At 65.3% G+C, this 17447-nt stretch carries 16 protein-coding genes; 6 read left to right on the top strand and 10 right to left on the bottom strand.

The features are described from left to right. Nucleotides 1–3 precede the first annotated feature (3 nt). The 6 genes from AB0H22_RS14885 to AB0H22_RS14860 are packed head-to-tail and all read right to left on the bottom strand — an operon-like array spanning nucleotide 4 to nucleotide 5076. Nucleotides 4–1023 (bottom strand): NAD(P)/FAD-dependent oxidoreductase, encoded by a 1020-nt coding sequence (locus tag AB0H22_RS14885; protein ID WP_358147105.1) that lies wholly within the window; start codon nucleotides 1021–1023, stop codon nucleotides 4–6. Next, nucleotides 1020–1520: an isoprenylcysteine carboxyl methyltransferase family protein gene (locus AB0H22_RS14880; RefSeq protein ID WP_180747775.1), complete on the bottom strand. Its 501-nt coding sequence runs from the start codon at nucleotides 1518–1520 to the stop codon at nucleotides 1020–1022. Before AB0H22_RS14880 ends, AB0H22_RS14885 begins: the two co-directional genes overlap by 4 nt. Nucleotides 1521–1524: 4 nt before the next feature. After that, nucleotides 1525–2640 (bottom strand): type III polyketide synthase, encoded by a 1116-nt coding sequence (locus tag AB0H22_RS14875; protein WP_358147104.1) that lies wholly within the window; start codon nucleotides 2638–2640, stop codon nucleotides 1525–1527. A 29-nt stretch (nucleotides 2641–2669) separates the two neighbouring features. After that, the gene (locus AB0H22_RS14870) at nucleotides 2670–3347 is read right to left on the bottom strand and encodes a haloacid dehalogenase type II (protein WP_358147103.1); all 678 of its coding nucleotides are present in this window, start codon (nucleotides 3345–3347) and stop codon (nucleotides 2670–2672) included. 11 nt (nucleotides 3348–3358) lie between these two features. Beyond that, nucleotides 3359–4090: a TIGR03943 family protein gene (locus AB0H22_RS14865; RefSeq protein ID WP_180747773.1), complete on the bottom strand. Its 732-nt coding sequence runs from the start codon at nucleotides 4088–4090 to the stop codon at nucleotides 3359–3361. Beyond that, a complete protein-coding gene (locus AB0H22_RS14860) occupies nucleotides 4087–5076 on the bottom strand; it encodes a permease (protein ID WP_180747772.1) in 990 nt (329 codons plus the stop codon). The genes AB0H22_RS14865 and AB0H22_RS14860 overlap by 4 nt, the downstream gene beginning before the upstream one ends. A 58-nt stretch (nucleotides 5077–5134) precedes the next feature. Between AB0H22_RS14860 and AB0H22_RS14855 the strand changes: the two genes are divergently transcribed. After that, complete coding sequence (locus tag AB0H22_RS14855; RefSeq protein ID WP_180747771.1) at nucleotides 5135–5581, top strand: nitroreductase family deazaflavin-dependent oxidoreductase; 447 nt, start codon at nucleotides 5135–5137, stop codon at nucleotides 5579–5581. Here the strand turns inward: AB0H22_RS14855 and AB0H22_RS14850 are convergent. Beyond that, nucleotides 5578–5949 (bottom strand): MmcQ/YjbR family DNA-binding protein, encoded by a 372-nt coding sequence (locus AB0H22_RS14850; RefSeq protein WP_358147101.1) that lies wholly within the window; start codon nucleotides 5947–5949, stop codon nucleotides 5578–5580. The two genes, AB0H22_RS14855 and AB0H22_RS14850, sit on opposite strands and share 4 nt — an antisense overlap. Before the next feature lie 63 nt (nucleotides 5950–6012). Between AB0H22_RS14850 and AB0H22_RS14845 the strand changes: the two genes are divergently transcribed. The 4 genes from AB0H22_RS14845 (at nucleotide 6013) to AB0H22_RS14830 (ending at nucleotide 13996) form a co-directional block, all read left to right on the top strand. Continuing rightward, entirely contained in the window at nucleotides 6013–9384 is a 3372-nt protein-coding gene (locus AB0H22_RS14845; protein WP_358147468.1) for a transglutaminase family protein, read from the top strand. Between the two features lie 94 nt (nucleotides 9385–9478). Beyond that, nucleotides 9479–12082 carry a circularly permuted type 2 ATP-grasp protein gene (locus AB0H22_RS14840; protein WP_358147466.1) on the top strand — a complete coding sequence of 868 codons (2604 nt, stop codon included), beginning with the start codon at nucleotides 9479–9481 and terminating at the stop codon, nucleotides 12080–12082. Then, nucleotides 12082–12975: a transglutaminase family protein gene (locus AB0H22_RS14835; RefSeq protein WP_358147463.1), complete on the top strand. Its 894-nt coding sequence runs from the start codon at nucleotides 12082–12084 to the stop codon at nucleotides 12973–12975. Before AB0H22_RS14840 ends, AB0H22_RS14835 begins: the two co-directional genes overlap by 1 nt. Beyond that, a complete protein-coding gene (locus tag AB0H22_RS14830) occupies nucleotides 12968–13996 on the top strand; it encodes a putative zinc-binding metallopeptidase (protein ID WP_180747769.1) in 1029 nt (342 codons plus the stop codon). The genes AB0H22_RS14835 and AB0H22_RS14830 overlap by 8 nt, the downstream gene beginning before the upstream one ends. On the opposite strand, the gene AB0H22_RS14825 is transcribed toward AB0H22_RS14830, so the two are convergent. From AB0H22_RS14825 to AB0H22_RS14815, 3 genes are read right to left on the bottom strand one after another with little or no spacing between them, the layout of a single operon-like run. Beyond that, nucleotides 13997–14245, bottom strand: a complete 249-nt coding sequence (locus tag AB0H22_RS14825) for a F0F1 ATP synthase subunit C (RefSeq protein ID WP_180747768.1) — start codon at nucleotides 14243–14245, stop codon at nucleotides 13997–13999. It lies immediately after the preceding gene. Continuing rightward, nucleotides 14235–15518, bottom strand: coding sequence for a glycosyltransferase (locus AB0H22_RS14820; RefSeq protein ID WP_358147100.1), 1284 nt, complete (start codon nucleotides 15516–15518; stop codon nucleotides 14235–14237). The genes AB0H22_RS14825 and AB0H22_RS14820 overlap by 11 nt, the downstream gene beginning before the upstream one ends. Then, on the bottom strand, nucleotides 15515–16138 hold the full coding sequence (locus tag AB0H22_RS14815; RefSeq protein WP_358147098.1) for a TetR/AcrR family transcriptional regulator: 624 nt from the start codon (nucleotides 16136–16138) through the stop codon (nucleotides 15515–15517). The genes AB0H22_RS14820 and AB0H22_RS14815 overlap by 4 nt, the downstream gene beginning before the upstream one ends. A 138-nt stretch (nucleotides 16139–16276) precedes the next feature. Between AB0H22_RS14815 and AB0H22_RS14810 the strand changes: the two genes are divergently transcribed. Further along, nucleotides 16277–17425 (top strand): kinase, encoded by a 1149-nt coding sequence (locus AB0H22_RS14810; protein WP_358147097.1) that lies wholly within the window; start codon nucleotides 16277–16279, stop codon nucleotides 17423–17425. Nucleotides 17426–17447 lie beyond the last annotated feature (22 nt).

Genomic DNA, 17447 nt, shown 5'->3' with positions numbered 1-17447 from the left:
GTGTCAGCCCGCCAGAGTGTTGACGGCACGCCGGAACAGCGCTGGCGCCAGGGCGGAAGCGGGCACAATGGCCTTCCGGGTGAGACGAGGCGCCGTGGCCAGTACCAGCCCGCGTGTCAGGTACCGGTAGCGCCGGGTCACCTGGTGCCATGCCGCCTCGTAGGACTGCGGTGTGTCATTCACAATGGCATCGATCGCCGCGGCCGCCTGCTTGACCGCCAGGCTGACGCCTTCTCCTGTCAGGGCATCTTCGTAGCCGGCGGCATCGCCGACCAGCAGCACCCGACCCTCGACCCGCCGTGAGACGACTTGGCGCAGTGAGCTGCATCCACGGGCGGGACCGGGCCGGGCATCGCACAGCCGGGCAGAAAGCTGACCGAACCAGGCAAGATCCGGCTGCTTATGCCGGCTCAGGATTGCCACCCCCACGAGATCGGGTTGCACCGGAGTGACATAGGCCTCGCCCCAGGGCGACCAATACACTTCGACGTACTGCGACCATGGCGCCATCGCATAGTGCCTGCGCACGCCGTGTCGGTGCGGTCTACCCGCTGTGGTGGCGATGCCCAGAGCGCGGCGCACCGGTGAATGCAGCCCGTCGGCGGCGATCATCCATTTGGCCCGGATGCCGGCGGCGCTGACCCCGGCTCGGTCTTGGTTGACTTCCGAGACCCGCATTGCTATCGATTGCGTCCCTGCGGATTTCGCGCGCTCCGCGAGCGCGGTATGCAGGGTGGTGCGCCGCACGCCGCGTCCCGTGCCTCCTGTGAAATCCGCCTGGGCGCGGCGGCGCTCGCTCAGATAGGTGATACCGCACAACGGCATTCCCGCCGGGTCTACGTCGAGTTCAAGCAGCTCTGCCAGACCGCCCGGCATCAGTCCTTCGCCGCATGCTTTGTCGATCGGAGAGGTGCGGGGCTCAGCCACAATGACCGTGAGCCCTTGCCGTCTGGCGCGCAGAGCGCAAGCCAGGCCGGCCGGGCCCCCGCCGACGATCAGCAGGTCCGCGTCATAGTCCGTCATGCGTAGCCAAGAGCCTTGTTTTCCACCCGGATTCGCGTCACCAATACGAATGCATTGGCCACGGTGAAGCACAGCGCGGTCGCCCAGGCCGTGTGTACGAGCGGCAGTGCGATTCCTTCGGCGACCACGGCCACATAATTCGGATGGTGCAACCAGCGGTACGGGCCCCGCCGCACCAACGGCGCTTCGGGTAACACGATCACCCGGGTGTTCCATCGCTCACCGAGACTGGTCACGCACCACCAGCGCAGTATCTGACTGAGCACAACGATCGCCAGCATGGACCAGCCGAGAATCGGCAGGAACGGCCTATTCAGCAGCCACACCTCAAGGACGCAACCGACCAACAGCCCCGTATGCACGGTGACCATCGCCGTATAGTGCCCACGGCCAAATTCCTTGCCGCCCCGGCTGAAAGACCAGCGTGCATGCCGGTTGGACACCACCAGCTCTGCGAGCCGCTCGATCCCCACCGCGAGGATCAACAGGTAGTACACGGCGCTACCAGGCCAGCAGTACGAGCTCGGAGCAGAAGCCCGGGCCCATGGCGATCATCATCCCGATAGACCCGGGAGGCGGCGGGGCGGCCAAGGTGGCCCTCAATACATCGAGGACTGATGTCGAGGAGAGGTTTCCGTTATCCCGCAATGAGTTCCGGGTGTGAATCAATGCATCCTCAGGCAGTTCGAGACCTCGCTCGATGGCCTCGATGACCTTGGGGCCGCCGGGATGGCAGACCCAGGTGGTGACATCGTCAACGGTGAGACCGTGATCGGCGAGGAAGCGCGTCACATCTTCCCGGAGGTATTTTTCGGCGATCGAGGCGACCTCGGTGGACAGAATGATCTTGAAACCGTCGGAACCGATATCCCAGCCCATCACCCCCTCGGAATCGGGGTAGAGCCTGCTGCGGGTGGCAAGCACGCGTGGGCCAGACGCTGCCCGATTCGCGCCGACTGCCACCACGGCCGCAGATCCGTCGCCGAAGAGGCTGGAAGCCACCAGGTTTGCCATTGACTGGTCGTTGCGCTGGATGGTCAGTGAACACAGCTCCACCGACAACAAGATCGCGACATGGTCGGGGAAGGCGCGCAGGTAGTCGTGTATCCGGGCGACGCCGGCGGCACCGGCCACGCATCCCAGCCCGAACAGCGGCACCCGCTTGATGTCTGGGCGTAATCCGACCCGCTCGACGAGCCGGGCTTCCAGGGTGGGCACGACCAGGCCGGTGACCGTTGTCGACACCACCAGATCAACTTGCGATGGTTCGATGCCCGCAGATTGCAAGGCTGATTTGATGGCGCGCTCACCGATTTCCAGCGCAGTGTCCCGGAACGTGTCGTTGGCTTCGGTGAAACCGCTGATGGTGCTATATCGGTTGAGAGGCAACGCCAGATGCCGCGATTGCACGCCAGCCGACTTGGCGAACCGCTCGAATGCGGGTCCGGCGAAGCCGGTCAGTGCCGAGCAGATGTCTGCCTGGCTGTACTGATTCGGCGGAAAGGCCGTCGCGGCCGCCGCGATCGATGGGGCCCCTACCTGCTGTGCTGCGACTTTCGCGGCAGCAGATTGGGGACTACGGACGGAGGAAGGATTCGAGTCCACATACATGGTCACGAGTGGGACCGTGGTTTGGTTCAACCGTCTCAGCGGATTTGGTGAATACCGGACACTTCCTGGTCGAACTCCCCGTCCGCGTCGGTGTGCGCCAGCACGGGATCGCCGTATTCGAGTGGTCGCGACACGAACACCGTGCCCAAGCCGATCTCCCGCGCGGCACGCAGGTCATAGGGATGCGCGGCCACCATGGCCGCCTCGCTGGGTGCCACACCGAGGTAGCAGAGTGCACGCCGGTACACCACCGGGTCCGGCTTGAAGCACCCGAACACCTCTGCGGTGAGGACCGTATCCCACGAAATGCCCAGGTGTTTAAAGAGATTCACCATGGTGGCCATATCCGTATTCGAGAGGGTGGCAATCGTGGCTCGCGAACGCAGCGCCGCGAGACCGGCAGGCACGTCCGGCCACGGAATCAGGCGCTGCCAGCTGGCCGCGGCGGCCGCGGCGGTCGCAGCGTCCGGGCGCGGGAGTCCGAACGTCTCACAGACGTCCGCGAAGCCGTCTGTGTAGAGATCCTGAACCCGTGTCCAGTCATCCACGGATTGCGTCAGATTCGAGACGCGGTCGAAATAGTCTGCGCGCCAGGCCCGAGTGAATGCACCGGCGTCGACCTCGGGCACCTGCTCGGCAACCGTGCGCGACACCGGTTCGAAGAAGTCGAGCAGCGTGCCCTGCACGTCGAACAGGTATGCCTTGTACCGCAACGAGGCTCCGTTCAGTAGGTGTTCTTGGGCGGATCGGTGCGGGTGAGGCCGGTCACCTCGATGACGGGAATCGAGGAGGGGCCGCGATAGCTCTGCCCTCCGGGCACCGTCCCGGTCACCGACACCCAGGTGTTCTCCGGCAGCGCCGATGCCGATGCTGCCGCCGGCCCGGTCATCTTCAGCCGTGCCAGCTGGGCGTCCGCCGCGCAACAGACGATGACGATCTTGGCCAGATCGGTGCGCTCACCCTCCTTGAACGTGAACCCGGTGACGGTGATCGTGCGTCCGGTCAGCGTGTCGGAGGATCCGGCAGCAATGCGCATCAGTACTTCGGGCAGCGGCACTGCGGGCGCCGCGCCGGGCGGCAGCGGGGGAAAGGCCCGCCGTGACACGTTGGCGGATCCCGCGATATCCGCCTGTGCGATGGAACGCGGGCTCAGGGCCGGGGGCACGATGAATATCAGCAGAACTATCGGCAGTACCAAAAACCATGTGGCGCCATGCTTGTGGGCGTGATCGCCGTGGCCCTCATGCCCGTGAGCGGCGTCGTCATGATCGGTGTGGCCGTGGCGCACATCTCGGACTATGGCGGCCAGCCCGAGTCCGATCACAATGACCGCCGAGGCGGCAAGCCATGGCAGCAGTCCGGGTTTGACGTAGCGGGTAAACGTTCCCGTCACCGCAATCATCGCCACACTGACCCCCAACAGGATCAGCAGCGTGTTCTCGGTATCGCGCCTCACGAGGTTCCCAGCACTGCCAGGCCGATACCGGTCGCGACGAGCGTGGCCACCACAAACGTCACGGGAGCGAACCGGGCGGCGAAGGCCCGTCCGAACATTCCCGACTGCATGGCCACGAGCTTGATGTCGACGGCGGGCCCCACCACGAGGAACACCAGCCGGGGGATGAGCGGCATCATGGTGATGCTCGCGGCGACGAAGGCGTCTGCTTCCGAGCACAACGCCAGCACAAAGGCCAGCAGCGCCATGGTCACCACGCCGACCACCAGATTCCCCGCCAGATGCTCGAACACCCAGGCCGGTACCAGTACGTGCAGCGCCGCGGCGGCCACTGCGCCGATTGCCAAGTACGAGGCGGCCTGCAGAAAGTCGTGCCGCGCCGCCTCGGTGAATATCGTCCAGCGGGAAGAGGATTCGGAGTGTGCGGCGGGCAGCTTGCGGGTGACCCAGCTGTCGCGGCCCCACCGTGACCACACCATCCCCATCACCATGGCGGTAAGCAGTGAGGCCACCGCGCGCGCCAGCACCATCTTCGGCTGACCGGGGAAGGCGACGGCGGTGGCGACCAACACCACCGGGTTGATCGCGGGCGCCGACAACATGAACGTGAGCGCGGCCGCACCGACGGAGCCCGGTCCGTACAGCCGGCGGGCGACCGGCACCGAACCGCATTCACATCCGGGCAGCGCGGCACCGCTCACACCCGCCACCGCCACCGCCGCGACGGACCGATTCGGCAGCCACCGTGCCAGCCGTTCCGGGGTAACGAACGTCGCGACCAGTCCACTCACGATCACACCGAGCGCAAGGAACGGGACGGCCTGGACGAACACCCCGCAGAACACGGTCCCGGCCGTCGCCAGCTTTTCGTTGCCGTCGACGACGCCGCGTAACCAGCCTGCTGCCAGGGCCATAGTGATGAGCGCCACCACCAGGATCTCGGTCGAACCGAACCAACGTCGTTCCTGGGAGGCAGCCACCGTCACCCAGCCATCCTGACAGTGCAACCTGAGAAACACGGCGCAGGACTGGCACTCTGGTGAGGTGACCGATGACACCCCTTTTAACCAACTGCCCGCCGCGGTGATCAATGAGTTCAACGACGGCATCACCAAGGAGTTCCACGCGAACGACGGAGAGGTCGGCGGACAGTTCGCCGGCGTGCCGATCCTGCTCCTGACGAACACCGGCGCCAAGAGTGGAAGCAAGCGCCTCAATCCGCTGGCGTACTTCGACATCGACGGAACGATCTACGTCGTCGGCTCGTTCGGCGGCGCCGACAAGAATCCCGCATGGGTGCACAACCTGCGGGTAAATCCACATGCGCATATCGCCATCGGAACCGACGGTTATGACGTGTCAGCCCACGAGCTCTCGCGCGCGGAACGCGACGCGCTGTATCCGAAGGTGGTCGAGCGAGTTCCCGTGTTCGCCGACTACCAGGAGAAAACCGACCGGGCCATCCCGATCTTCGAGCTGCGTCGCCACTAACCGAGGAACTTGCGCGTCACCGTCTTCGGCGCCTGGCAGAGCCAAGCCTCGGTGATGAGTTCGGTGAGGTCCGGCGCCGCGATGGCGTCCAACCGGGCCAGCACGATGGGGTAGCCGTCGAAATGCGGTGTCGTGAAGTACACGTCCGGTTCGTCGGCGATGAGTGCCAATTTGACGCCCTCATCGCTGACGCGGGCGCCCAGTATGTCGCCGTCGGGGGCCGAATCTCCCAGGGCTGCCAGATCACGCTTGCGCAACGGCCGCTCCCAGACGAACAGCTTCTTGCGGACCTTCCACACCCGCGGCGACGTCTCGACCACGTCGGGGAGCCCCGATACAGTGCCTTCCACGTCATCCCAGGTGGCCACGGTTTCATTGTGCCCCGATCCGTAGGCGATGCGGGTAGCGCCAGGTTGTGGTGGGATCAGCCGATGGGCATCAAGGTGGCGCTGGAGCATCGGACCAGCTACACATTCGACAGACTCGTTCAGGTACACCCGCACGAGATCAGATTGCGTCCGGCTCCGCACACGCGCACACCAATCGAGGCGTACTCGCTACGGATCACGCCCGAGGACCATTTCATCAACTGGCAGCAGGACGCGTTCGGCAATTTCCTTGCGCGCCTGGTGTTCCCGAATAGGACACGGCGGCTGTCCATCACCGTTGGACTTATCGCCGACCTGAAATCCGTCAACCCGTTCGACTTCTTCATCGAGGAGTGGGCCGAACACGTCGGATTCGCATATCCGCCCGCGCTGGCCGCCGATCTGGAGCCCTACCTGAAGCTGGTGGATGAAAAGGAGCCCGGCGCGGGGCCGGGTGAACTCGTACGCGCCTGGGTCGCCAACTTCACCATGGCTCCCGCCACCCACATCATTGACTACCTGGTCACGCTCAACCAGGCGCTATACGCGGACGTCGGCTACGCGGTCCGAATGGAACCCGGCGTCCAGAGCCCGGACACCACGCTGGCGGTGGGTATCGGCTCCTGTCGGGACACCGCCTGGCTGCTGGTATCCATCCTGCGGCAAAAAGGGCTCGCCGCCCGCTTCGTATCCGGGTACTTGGTCCAGTTGACCTCGGATATCGCCGCGATCGACGGCCCCTCCGGACCGGTCGCCGACTTCACCGATCTGCATGCCTGGGCCGAGGTGTACCTTCCCGGCGCCGGATGGGTAGGCCTGGACCCCACATCCGGACTGCTCGCGGGAGAGGGGCATATTCCGCTCTCGGCAACCCCACATCCATCGACATCCGCCGCCATCTCCGGTGCCACCGACAAATGCGAGTCCACCCTCGACTTCTCCAATACCGTCACCCGTGTCCACGAAGATCCCCGAGTCACGTTGCCGTACACGGCATCGACATGGGAGGCCGTCACCACACTGGGTGCACAGATCGACACCCGGCTCGATGAAGCCGCGGTAGGGCTCACTATGGGTGGCGAGCCGACCTTCGTGTCGATCGACGACCAGGTGTCCGAGGAATGGACAACGGCGGCCGATGGAAGTCACAAGCGTGAACGGGCAGGCGACCTCGCCGCCCGTCTGAAAGCTGCCTGGGCGCCAACGGGTTTGGTGCAGCGAAGCCAGGGCAAGTGGTACCCCGGCGAGCCACTGCCGCGGTGGCAGATCGGTTTGTACTGGCGCCACGATGGCCGGCCGTTGTGGTCGGACCCCGACCTGCTTGCCGACCCGTGGGCCGCTGAGGAAGCGCCGTTCGCACCGGAGGGCGCCGATCGTGCCCTGCTGCTTGCCCTCGCGCACGATCTGGGGCTGCCCGAGACCCAAGTGCGGGCGGCATACGAGGATCCGCTGAGTCGACTTGCCGCTTCGGTTCGGCGGCCCGCAGGTGATCCGGTGGAGGCTGGCGATGATCCGGCACCGCAAGAGGATTCGGCGGAATGGCGATCAGATTTGGTGAACCGCCTGGACGAGTCGGTGACCCGGCCGGCCGCCCACGTCCTACCGCTGCACCGCAGCGAGGAGGACAACGGCTGGGCCAGTGCAGACTGGAGACTACGGCGCGGCCGTATCGTTCTGACCGAGGGAAAATCGCCGGCGGGACTGCGGCTCCCGCTGGGTGCCATCTCCTGGGAGCCGCCACCGCACATGCCCGAAGCGGATCCGATCAGCGTCTCAGCCGAGCTCGGCGCACAACGCTCCGAAACGGCCGCCACTGTGGTGTCGGCGGACGGGGCGCCCCCTACTGCCGTGGTAGCGGAAATCCGCAAGGGGCTGCTGTATCTCTTCCTGCCGCCGCTGGAGAGCCTCGACGACTTCGTAGACCTCATCGCGCGCGTCGAGGCGGCGGTGACCTGCCCGCTGGTCATCGAAGGCTATGGGCCACCGCCGGACCCGCGGCTGGAATCCATGAGCATCACACCCGATCCGGGCGTCATCGAGGTCAACGTGACCCCCACCGGCAGTTTCGCCGAACAATCCCGCCAGCTTCAGGTGCTGTACGAGGAGGCGCGCAAGGCGCGATTGACCACCGAGTCGTTCGACTTCGACGGCACCCATACCGGGACCGGCGGAGGCAACCACATCACACTCGGAGGGCGCACACCGGCGTCATCGCCGCTGCTGCGCCGCCCCGATCTGCTGGTCTCGTTTCTCACCTATTGGCAACATCATCCGGCGCTGTCGTATCTATTCTCCGGAAGGTTCGTCGGCACCACCTCGCAGGCTCCTCGTGTGGACGAAGGACGCGAGGACGCGTTGTACGAGTTGGAGATTGCCTTCGCCGAGATCGAGCGGCTGACGAACCTGGAGGAAGGCGCTGCGGATGAGGGCCGCTCCGCGAGCGGCGCTCCGGATGATGATCGCTCCGCGAGCGTCGCTCCGTGGATCACCGATAGGGCGTTGCGGCATCTGCTCACCGACATCACGGGGAACACCCACCGCGCGGAGTTCTGCATCGACAAGCTGTACAGCCCCGATAGCGCCCGCGGACGTCTCGGCTTGCTGGAGCTTCGCGGATTCGAGATGCCCCCGCATTTTCAGATGGCGATGGTGCAATCGCTGCTGGTGCGCGCACTGGTGGCCCGTTTCTGGGAACAGCCACTGCAGGCGCCACTGATCCGCCACGGTGCCAACTTGCACGGCCGTTACTTGTTGCCGCACTTCATTATTCATGACATTGCCCAAGTCGCCGCGGATCTACGCGCGCATGGAATCGCCTTCGAGACCAGCTGGCTGGATCCGTTCACCGAGTTCCGGTTCCCGCGGATCGGCACCGCGGTGTTCGAGGGTATCGAGATCGAGCTGCGTGGAGCCATCGAACCGTGGCGGGTGCTGGGGGAGGAGGCCACCGCCGGAGGCGCCGCGCGATACGTGGACTCGTCCATCGAACGTGTGCAGGTTCGGGTCATCGGAGCGGATCGCTCCCGGTACGTCGTCACCTGCAACGGCGAACCCATCCCGTTGCTCTCGACAACCAACCCGGATGTACAGGTGGCCGGTATTCGGTACCGGGCCTGGCAGCCGCCGAGCGCGCTGCACCCCAGCATCACCGTCGACGATCCACTGCGCTTCGAGCTCATCGACACCGCCAACGCACTGTCTCGTGGCGGCTGCACGTACCACGTATCGCACCCGGGCGGCCTGGCCTATGACGACCCACCCGTCAACGCGGTGGCCGCCGAGTCGCGGCGCGGTCGGCGTTTCGATGCCACCGGTTACACCACCGGGCGGGTCGATTTGTCAGACTTGCGCGAGAAACAAGCCCGCATGTCCACCGATGCCGTAGCGCCCGGCATCCTGGACCTGCGCCGCGCGAGAACCGTGGGGCGCAGATAGGACTAGATAAGCAACGGGAAGGAAGGTACGGCCGGTGGCAGCACCTGCTCAGGGAGCTCCCGTCGGCCCCGGCTTCCCCATGAACGAGAACCCGTTGATATCGCAGTACCGGAGCGCTCGGGCCCAGGGCGCGCTGTTCGAGGTCGGACGGCGGGGCAGCCCGGCAGGCTACGACGAGTTCCTGGCGCCTGACGGCACCGTGCGCCCGGCCTGGGCCGACCTGGCCGATGCCATCACACAACGCGGCCGCCCCGGTTTGGACCGGCTGCTGGATCGTGTGCGCACGCTCGTCGACACCGACGGCATCACCTATATGGACCCCAGCCGCAGCCCTGGATCTCCGCCCGCGCCCGATGCGCCCACTCATCCAGTGCCGTGGCGTCTGGACGGGCTGCCGCTGCTCATTGATCCCGGCGACTGGAACGCCCTGGAGGTTGGTCTCACCCAGCGGGCCATGCTGCTGGATGCCATTCTGAGCGACCTGTACGGTCCGCAGGAGTTGATCAGGTCCGGTGCGCTGCCACCGCAGCTGCTCTTCGCGCACCCCGGATATGTGCGTGCCGCACACGGCATGGCCCTGCCGGGACGACACCAGCTCTTTCTGCTCGGATGCGATATCAGCCGCACCGGCACCGGAGACTTCCGGGTGAACGCCGACTGGACGCAGGCGCCATCGGGCGCCGGCTATGCGATCGCGGACCGTCGGGTGGTTGCGCACGCCGCCCCCGATTTGTACGAGAAGGTGGCACCAAGGCCGACGTCTCCCTTCGCGCAGACGCTGCGATTGGCACTCATCGATGTCGCGCCCGAGTCGGTCGAAGACCCGGTCGTGGTGGTGCTCAGTCCCGGCATCCATTCGGAGACGTCCTTCGACCAGGCCTACCTGGCATCGGTACTGGGATTTCCGTTGGTCGAGTCCGCGGATCTGGTGGTACGCGATGGCAAGCTGTGGATGCGATCGCTGGGCACTCTGCGGCGGGTGGATGTGGTGCTGCGCCGTGTGGACGCCGCCTACTCCGATCCGCTGGATCTGCGGGCCGATTCGCGGTTGGGGGTCGTCGGCCTGGTCGAGGTGCTCCGCCGGGGCGCCGTGACCGTCGTCAACTCGCTGGGTAGCGGGATACTGGAAAATCCTGGCCTCGCCCGTTTCCTGCCAGAACTGTCATACCGACTGCTCGACGAGCCACTCGGGTTGTCCGGCGGCGAGACCTGGTGGGGCGGTATCGACACGGAGCGCTCGCACCTACTCGCGAACCTGAGCTCACTTCTTGTCAAATCGACAGTGGGGGAAGAGGTTCACACCGGTCCCCTCCAGTCCGCACAGGCGTTGGAGACATTGCGGGCGCGGATCGAGGCGGCGCCCTGGCGGTGGATCGGTCAAGACCTGCCCGAGTTGTCGGTGGCCCCCACCTACCTGCGACCCGGCACGCTTACTGCCGCGCCGATCGGTATGCGTCTGTTCACAGTTGCGCAGCGCGGCGGGTACGCGCCGATGATCGGTGGCCTCGGCTACGTGACCGCTTCCGGATACTCCGGCTCGACTCTCAATAGTTTTGCTGCCAAAGATATTTGGGTTCAGCAGCCGGATCGCGACCAGACCGAGCGGGCACTGACGGTCGCGCCGGTGGACCTGCCCGCCGGACGATTGCCGGAGTCCGACGCGGTCAGCTCACCGCGTGTGCTGTCGGATCTGTTCTGGTTGGGTCGATACGGAGAGCGTGCCGAGAATCTGGTCCGGCTGCTGGCCGTTACCCGGGAACGCTTCCACGAGTACCGGTATCGGCAGTTCATGGAGGCCGGCGAATGCGTGCCGGCACTACTTAAGGCGCTCGGTGATATCACCGGCACCGACACCGAATCCGGCGATCTGAGCACGCATGTGTGGTCCTTGACCGTGGACAAGGAACGGGCAGGCTCGTTGGCGCAGGCGGTGGAGCGGCTCGGTCTGGCCGCCCGTGCCGTCCGCGACCAGATGTCCAACGACACCTGGATGGTGCTCGGCGGCATGGACCGAGCCATCGTCGCGGCAGCGGCCGAATACGACGAGTACACCCGATCCGGCGGCGGGCAGAGTCGGGCCGATGACACAGTGCTCGCCGCCACCCAAACCCAGGTACTGGCAGGGCTTCTCGCCCTAGCGGGCCTGGCCGCGGAGTCGACGGTTCACGATATCGGCTGGACCATGATGGACATCGGCAAGCGCATCGAACGCGGCCTCGGCCTGACTGCGCTACTTCGGTCCACCCTCACGACGGTCCGTGGGCGTGCGGCCGAGCAGTCGGTCACCGAATCCACCCTGGTGGCCTGTGAGTCCTCGGTGATGTACCGCCGCCGTACTCGGGGCAAGATAAGCCTGGTGGCCGTCGCTGATCTGCTGTTGTTCGACGCCGATAACCCCAGATCGCTCCTGTATCAAGTCGAGTCGTTACGAAATGACCTCAAGTCGTTGCCCAGCGCTTCGGGAACCTCGCGGCCTGAGCGCCTGGTGGAGGATCTGGTGACACAGCTGCGGCGGCTCGACCCGGCCGATCTCGACACCGCTGGTGAGCAGGGGCAGCGAGACGCACTCGCCGAAACCCTCGATAACGTCCATCAGGTGTTACGCGAGCTGTCGTCCGTGATCACCGCGACTCACCTGTCCATGCCGACCGGTATGCAACCGTTGTGGGGTCCCGACACCGGACGGCGGCTGCCGTGATGCGCTATCAGGTGACGCACCGCACCCTCTACAAGTACTCCGACGATGTCACGAGCTCGTACGGGCGCGGCTACCTCACGCCGCGTGACACCGATTGGCAGCACTGCGAATCGCATGAATTGATCGTGGAACCGGAACCCTCGGACAGTTCCACCGGCAGGGACCTTTACGGGAACCTCAGCTCCTACTTCCACGTCACAGCGCCGCACCGCGAGCTCAGCGTGACCGCCCGCGCGGTCGTCGATGTCGGCACCCCGCCGTCGCCCGGAGCGGGTTGGGAACAGGCATGGGAGCTGGCCCGCCCGGCGGACGGGGGATCGTCAGGTGCCGGTGCGCTCGCCACCGAGTTCGTGCTGGACTTGGTGCCGCCGGAGATTACCGACGAGGTACGCGCCTACGCCGCAGTGAGTTTCACCGCAGGGCGGCCCCTCGGAGAGGCCGTCGTCGATTTGATGGGCCGGATATACCGCGATTTCCAATATCGGTCGGGGTCGACCACCATTTCCACCAAGGTCAGCGAGGTCTTCGCAGCAGGGGAGGGCGTGTGCCAGGACTTCGCCCGCATCGCGGCGACGGCACTGCGTACGCAGGGGCTCGCGGCGCGCTACGTATCCGGCTATCTGGCAACCAATCCGCCGCCCGGACAGCCTCGGCTCGTCGGCTCTGACGCCACCCATGCCTGGGCGGCGGTGTGGGTGCCGCCGGACGGCTGGGTCGCCTTCGACCCGACGAACGACACGATCATCGACGAGCGGTATGTCACCGTCGGGTGGGGACGCGACTACGCCGACGTGCCGCCCTTGCGCGGCATTATCTACACCGATTCGGACAGCAGCACCATCAAGGTGTCGGTGGATGTCGCTCCCTGTGAGGACAACCCCGCTCATGCGTGACTTCACGTGCCCGCAATGCGGCCAACACCTGGCGTTCGAGAACTCCGTATGTCTGTCATGCGGTAGCCGTGTCGGGTTCTCCCTCGACGCATCGGCGCTACTCGTCATCGCCGATGACTCCGGCCCCGGATTCGTCGATGCCGACAGTCATCAGCTGTGTGCGAACCTGCATGTGGCCGAATGTAATTGGCTGGTCAACGGCTTGGGATCGGCGACGTTGTGTGCCTCCTGTGTGCTCACCCGCACTCGCCCCGGCGATAGCGATGACACCGCGTTACCGGCGTTCGCCGAGGCCGAGCGGGCCAAGCGACGCCTGCTCGCCGAGCTCGCCGAGCTGCGGCTACCGGTCACCGGGCGCGACGTCGACCCCGAATTCGGGCTGGCCTTCGATCTGCTTTCCAGCCAACAGAAGCAGGTGGTCACGGGCCATCAAAACGGGGTGATCACGTTGGATCTCGCCGAAGGTGATGATGTCCACCGCGAGCAGCTCCGCATCTCTATGGATGAGCCGTACCGCACATTGCTCGGACATTTTCGCCACGAGATCGGGCATTACTTCTATTACCGCCTCGTTGGAACCTCGCCGGACTATGCCGACAGGTTCCGGGGTCTGTTCGGCGATCCGGACGCCGACTACCAGGAGGCGCTCGACCGTCACTACCAGCAGGGCGCACCGGAAGGATGGGAGGCGAACTTCGTCTCGTCCTATGCGAGCATGCATCCCGCCGAAGACTGGTCGGAGACCTTCGCTCATTACCTGCATATCCGCGATACCTTGGACACCGCCGCGTCCTTCGCCTTGGCACCCGCCGGAGGCACCTTCGATCGCAGGGTTCTGGGCCCCAGCGGATTCGATACCATTATCGAGATGTGGCTGCCACTGGCATGGTCGCTCAACATGGTCAACCGCTCCATGGGACGCGACGATCTGTATCCGTTTGTACTACCCGGCCCGGTGCTGGAGAAGATGCGCCTGATCCACGAGATCGTCACGGGCGCGGGGGCCGCCGAGGGCGGGTGACTACCCGCCGGGTGTGGCGAATACGAACAGGGCCATGAACGCCACATTGATGAAGAAGGTCGCCTCCACCAGGCTGACGGTCATGAAAAACGGTGTGAACAAACGGTTCTGCGATTCGGGTTGACGGGCTACGCCGGCGATGAGCTGTGCCCCGGCCATACCGTCGCCGATACCCGCGCCGATGGCGCCGCCTGCCAACGTGATCGAGCCGGCTAGCAGCGCGTTGCCCATGAGGAGTTCAGTGGCCATGATGTGCACCTTTCGTCGTCGTGGTTTCCAGTAGTGCGGCGATGATGTCCGTCGCCGCCCCAGCACCGTCCTCGTCACGAATCAGCCGTGAGAGACGTTGCGCTTCTTGGCGGTACCGAGTCTCGGTGATCACGTTGGTGATGGATGTGGAGAGTTCGTCGGCCCGTAGCGATGTACGCGGAAGCGGGGCGCAGGCGGCGCCGAGTCGAGACAAGCGGTCGGCCCAGAAGGGTTGGTCCATGATGCCCGGCACCGGAATCGAGGGGACCCCCGCGCGTAACGCGGCCGCGGTCGTTCCCGCACCGCAGTGGTGGACAACGGCGGCCATCCGCGGAAACAGCCACGAATGCGGAACGTCGTCGACAGTGATGACATCGTCGCCCCCGCAGGAGAGGCCGGCCCACCCACGCTGCACCACTGCCCGCACCCCGGCGCGACGGATCGCGGTGGTGATCGTCTCCGACAACTCGCGACCCTTTGACGTGGCGGTACTACCGAAACCAATGAAGACCGGAGCGGGACCATTGTCGATGAATTCGGCCAGTTCTTGTGGTGGTAGCGAGGTTTCGTCGTCGGCGGGCCACCAGTAGCCGCTGAGGTGCCAGTGCGCTCGCCAATCGCGGGGGCGTGCGACGAGATGGCGGCTGTAGCCGTGCACGATGGGCCAGCGCTTCGCGCGGGCATCCCGATAGCGGCGCCGCGGTGACGGAGCCAGCCCCAGGTTGTGGCGGAGATCGTCGATGAGTGGGGTGTAGATCCGTTCCCCCCACGCGGCGAGGCGCCACACCAGCCGGTTACCGCTACCGCCGAAGGAACGGATGGTGAGCGGCGGTGGCGCGAAATCGGCAGTTGGGCAGGCTGGTTGAAGTGATAGCCCCGCGCTCGGTATGCCGAGTGCTTCGGCGACGTGGTATCCCAGCAAGGTACCGACGGGGCCTTCGGCGAGCAGCACGTCGGCATCCTGGGCTGTTGCGGCCATGGCCTCTCCGACTCCCGCGAGTCCGGTGCGCATCTCGTCGAGAGCCGCCCGCGAGGGCTGCATGCGTGCGCCGTCCACAAGTGCTTGACCATGCTCGGAATCTCGGGTGGCCGTCTCGGTGTCGCCGGGCAGTGTTCGGAATTCCAGCCCGGAGGCACGCACCGCGTGCGCATACGGACCTTGTGCGGCAATGACCACATGGGCGGATAGATTGTTGCGCAGACGGATTCCCAGCCCTGTCAGGGGTGCCACGTCTCCGCGGGTGCCGTATGCGGTGATCACGATGGTGGTCATGACGTGGCTCCGACGGCTCTTGTGAAGATGTCGACCAGCTGTTCTCCGTAGCCGATTGCGTCGTAGTCGGGGTCGCGCCCGAGCTCCCACACGACACCGTCCAGTGCGGCTCGCAGGGCATTTTTCATAAACGGGGGTGAGACCGGTTGGAATTCGCCGCTGGCGACGCCCTCGGTGAAGATGGTCTCGGGATCCATCGCGGCGAATTCGGCGGGGGGAGCGGTGCCGGCGGCGGCCTGGTCGAAGCGGAGGCCATCCTGACTGCGGTAGCCGCAGATAATTTCCAGTAGGGCTATCGCTGCCACTCGATTGCTCACCACGAACTCGATGTTGGCTCTGATGTAGGCCGTCAGGCGTCCGGTAGCGGTTGACTCGGCCTGCACCGCGGGAACCATCACGGTCGCGGCTCGGGTGAAGGCCTCGGCCATCACGGATTCGATGACGTCCGTTTTCGACGTGAAGTGATACAGCACCGCGCTCTTGGCGACTCCCACATGCTCGGCGATCTTCGACAGGGATGTCTGCGGATAGCCCGCGTCGGCCAGCACCTCAATGGCGCCCGCCACTATCTGTGTCCGCCGCGCTCGTTCCGTGAAGGTCAGCGCCTTTTTAGACCGCATGGTCTTAAATTAGACCGATCGGTCAGGAAAGGCAAGCGTGACTATCGCAATGCCGACTGGCAAATACGGCGGTGCGGATGCCGCTAAGACTGTGGGCCGCCCCACAGTCTTAGAAAGACGGGGTATGGTGAGACGGTAATGACGACACTATTGGCAGACCCCGTCGCGCAGGTTATCGCCACCGCCGAGGGGTTGCTCTCTAGGCGGGCGGGCGCAACGGTAACGCTGGCCGAACCGGAGGATCTCGGTGGCAGCGGCCCCGCGATCGTCATCCGGGTTCGCGCGGTGCAGAACCCATTCGCGTTGCCGAAGTCCATGGTGATCAAGCAGGTCCCCGAGGGCGGATCCGATGCGTCGGTGCTTCGCGAGGTGGTGTCGTATCAGTTCGCAAATTCGTTGACGGCCAAGCATCGGCCCGGGCCGGAGCTGGTTGCCTATGACATCGCCGAGCGCCTCATCGTGCTCACCGATCTGGGCGCCGCCCCGACCATGGCCGAGCTGCTCGCGGAGCGTAATCGTGCTGCCATAAACCATGCGCTGATGGCGTGGGCGCAGGCCCTGGGGCGTATGCACGTCGCCACGGTGGGCCGTGAAGGCGACTTTGCTGCGTTGTTGCGGCGCATCGATGTCAAGAAGACGGATGTCGACCCCGCGCAGCAGCGCGTCGGCGGGTCCGAAGCCATCGCGCCATTGCTGCAGATCTTGAGAAGCGAGTACTCGCTCGACGTCTCAAAGACGCTGGTTTCTCGGATACAGCAAACAGCCGCACTTTTCGAGAAGGGTGGCGTTCGAGCCTTCAGCCCCTCCGAAGTGGCCCCCGACAACATCCTGGTCACCGAGCATGGCGTCCGAATCCTCGACTACGAATGGGGCGGATTCCGCGATATCGTGCTGGACATCGCCCACGCACTTACCGTCTATCCGGAGTTCCTCGCCGCCGCCGACCGCGAGGAAGTCGCCGAGCTCGACGATGCGATGACCGAAGCCTGGCGATCCGATGTTGCCTCGATCGCGCCTGCCTTGGCCGATGACGACACCCTCGCGCGACGCATTCTGGATGCACGGCTGACATGGGTGTGGCTTGCCACCCATGAGTACTTCACTCTCGATGTCGACCTCGACGATGACACGGTCGTCTTCGGCAATCCCGCACCCAGCCATACCGCGCTGCTCGGGCGATGGATCGGATTACACGCCGCGGCTGAGCGCGTGGGCGATCGGGGCGTGGCCACCCATGCCGCAGATGTCATCGCAGGGCTACGCGGCGAAACCGCCGCAGAAGACTGAGACACTCGGCGTTTTTGTTTCA

Origin of the sequence: Mycobacterium sp. NPDC050853 (assembly GCF_040653875.1) — a bacterium.
Classification (GTDB): Bacteria; Actinomycetota; Actinomycetes; order Mycobacteriales; family Mycobacteriaceae; genus Mycobacterium.
Note: the sequence above shows the minus strand (reverse complement) of the source record. Positions and strands in the feature narration are given on the sequence as shown.

Excerpts from the sequence above, each read along its gene's own strand:
- AB0H22_RS14885 (WP_358147105.1), bottom strand. The coding sequence starts at position 1,023 with ATGACGGACTATGACGCGGACCTGCTGATCGTCGGCGGGGGCCCGGCC.
- AB0H22_RS14845 (WP_358147468.1), top strand. The coding sequence starts at position 6,013 with ATGGGCATCAAGGTGGCGCTGGAGCATCGGACCAGCTACACATTCGAC.
- AB0H22_RS14835 (WP_358147463.1), top strand. The coding sequence starts at position 12,082 with ATGCGCTATCAGGTGACGCACCGCACCCTCTACAAGTACTCCGACGAT.
- AB0H22_RS14830 (WP_180747769.1), top strand. The coding sequence starts at position 12,968 with ATGCGTGACTTCACGTGCCCGCAATGCGGCCAACACCTGGCGTTCGAG.
- AB0H22_RS14825 (WP_180747768.1), bottom strand. The coding sequence starts at position 14,245 with ATGGCCACTGAACTCCTCATGGGCAACGCGCTGCTAGCCGGCTCGATC.
- AB0H22_RS14820 (WP_358147100.1), bottom strand. The coding sequence starts at position 15,518 with ATGACCACCATCGTGATCACCGCATACGGCACCCGCGGAGACGTGGCA.
- AB0H22_RS14815 (WP_358147098.1), bottom strand. The coding sequence starts at position 16,138 with ATGCGGTCTAAAAAGGCGCTGACCTTCACGGAACGAGCGCGGCGGACA.
- AB0H22_RS14810 (WP_358147097.1), top strand. The coding sequence starts at position 16,277 with ATGACGACACTATTGGCAGACCCCGTCGCGCAGGTTATCGCCACCGCC.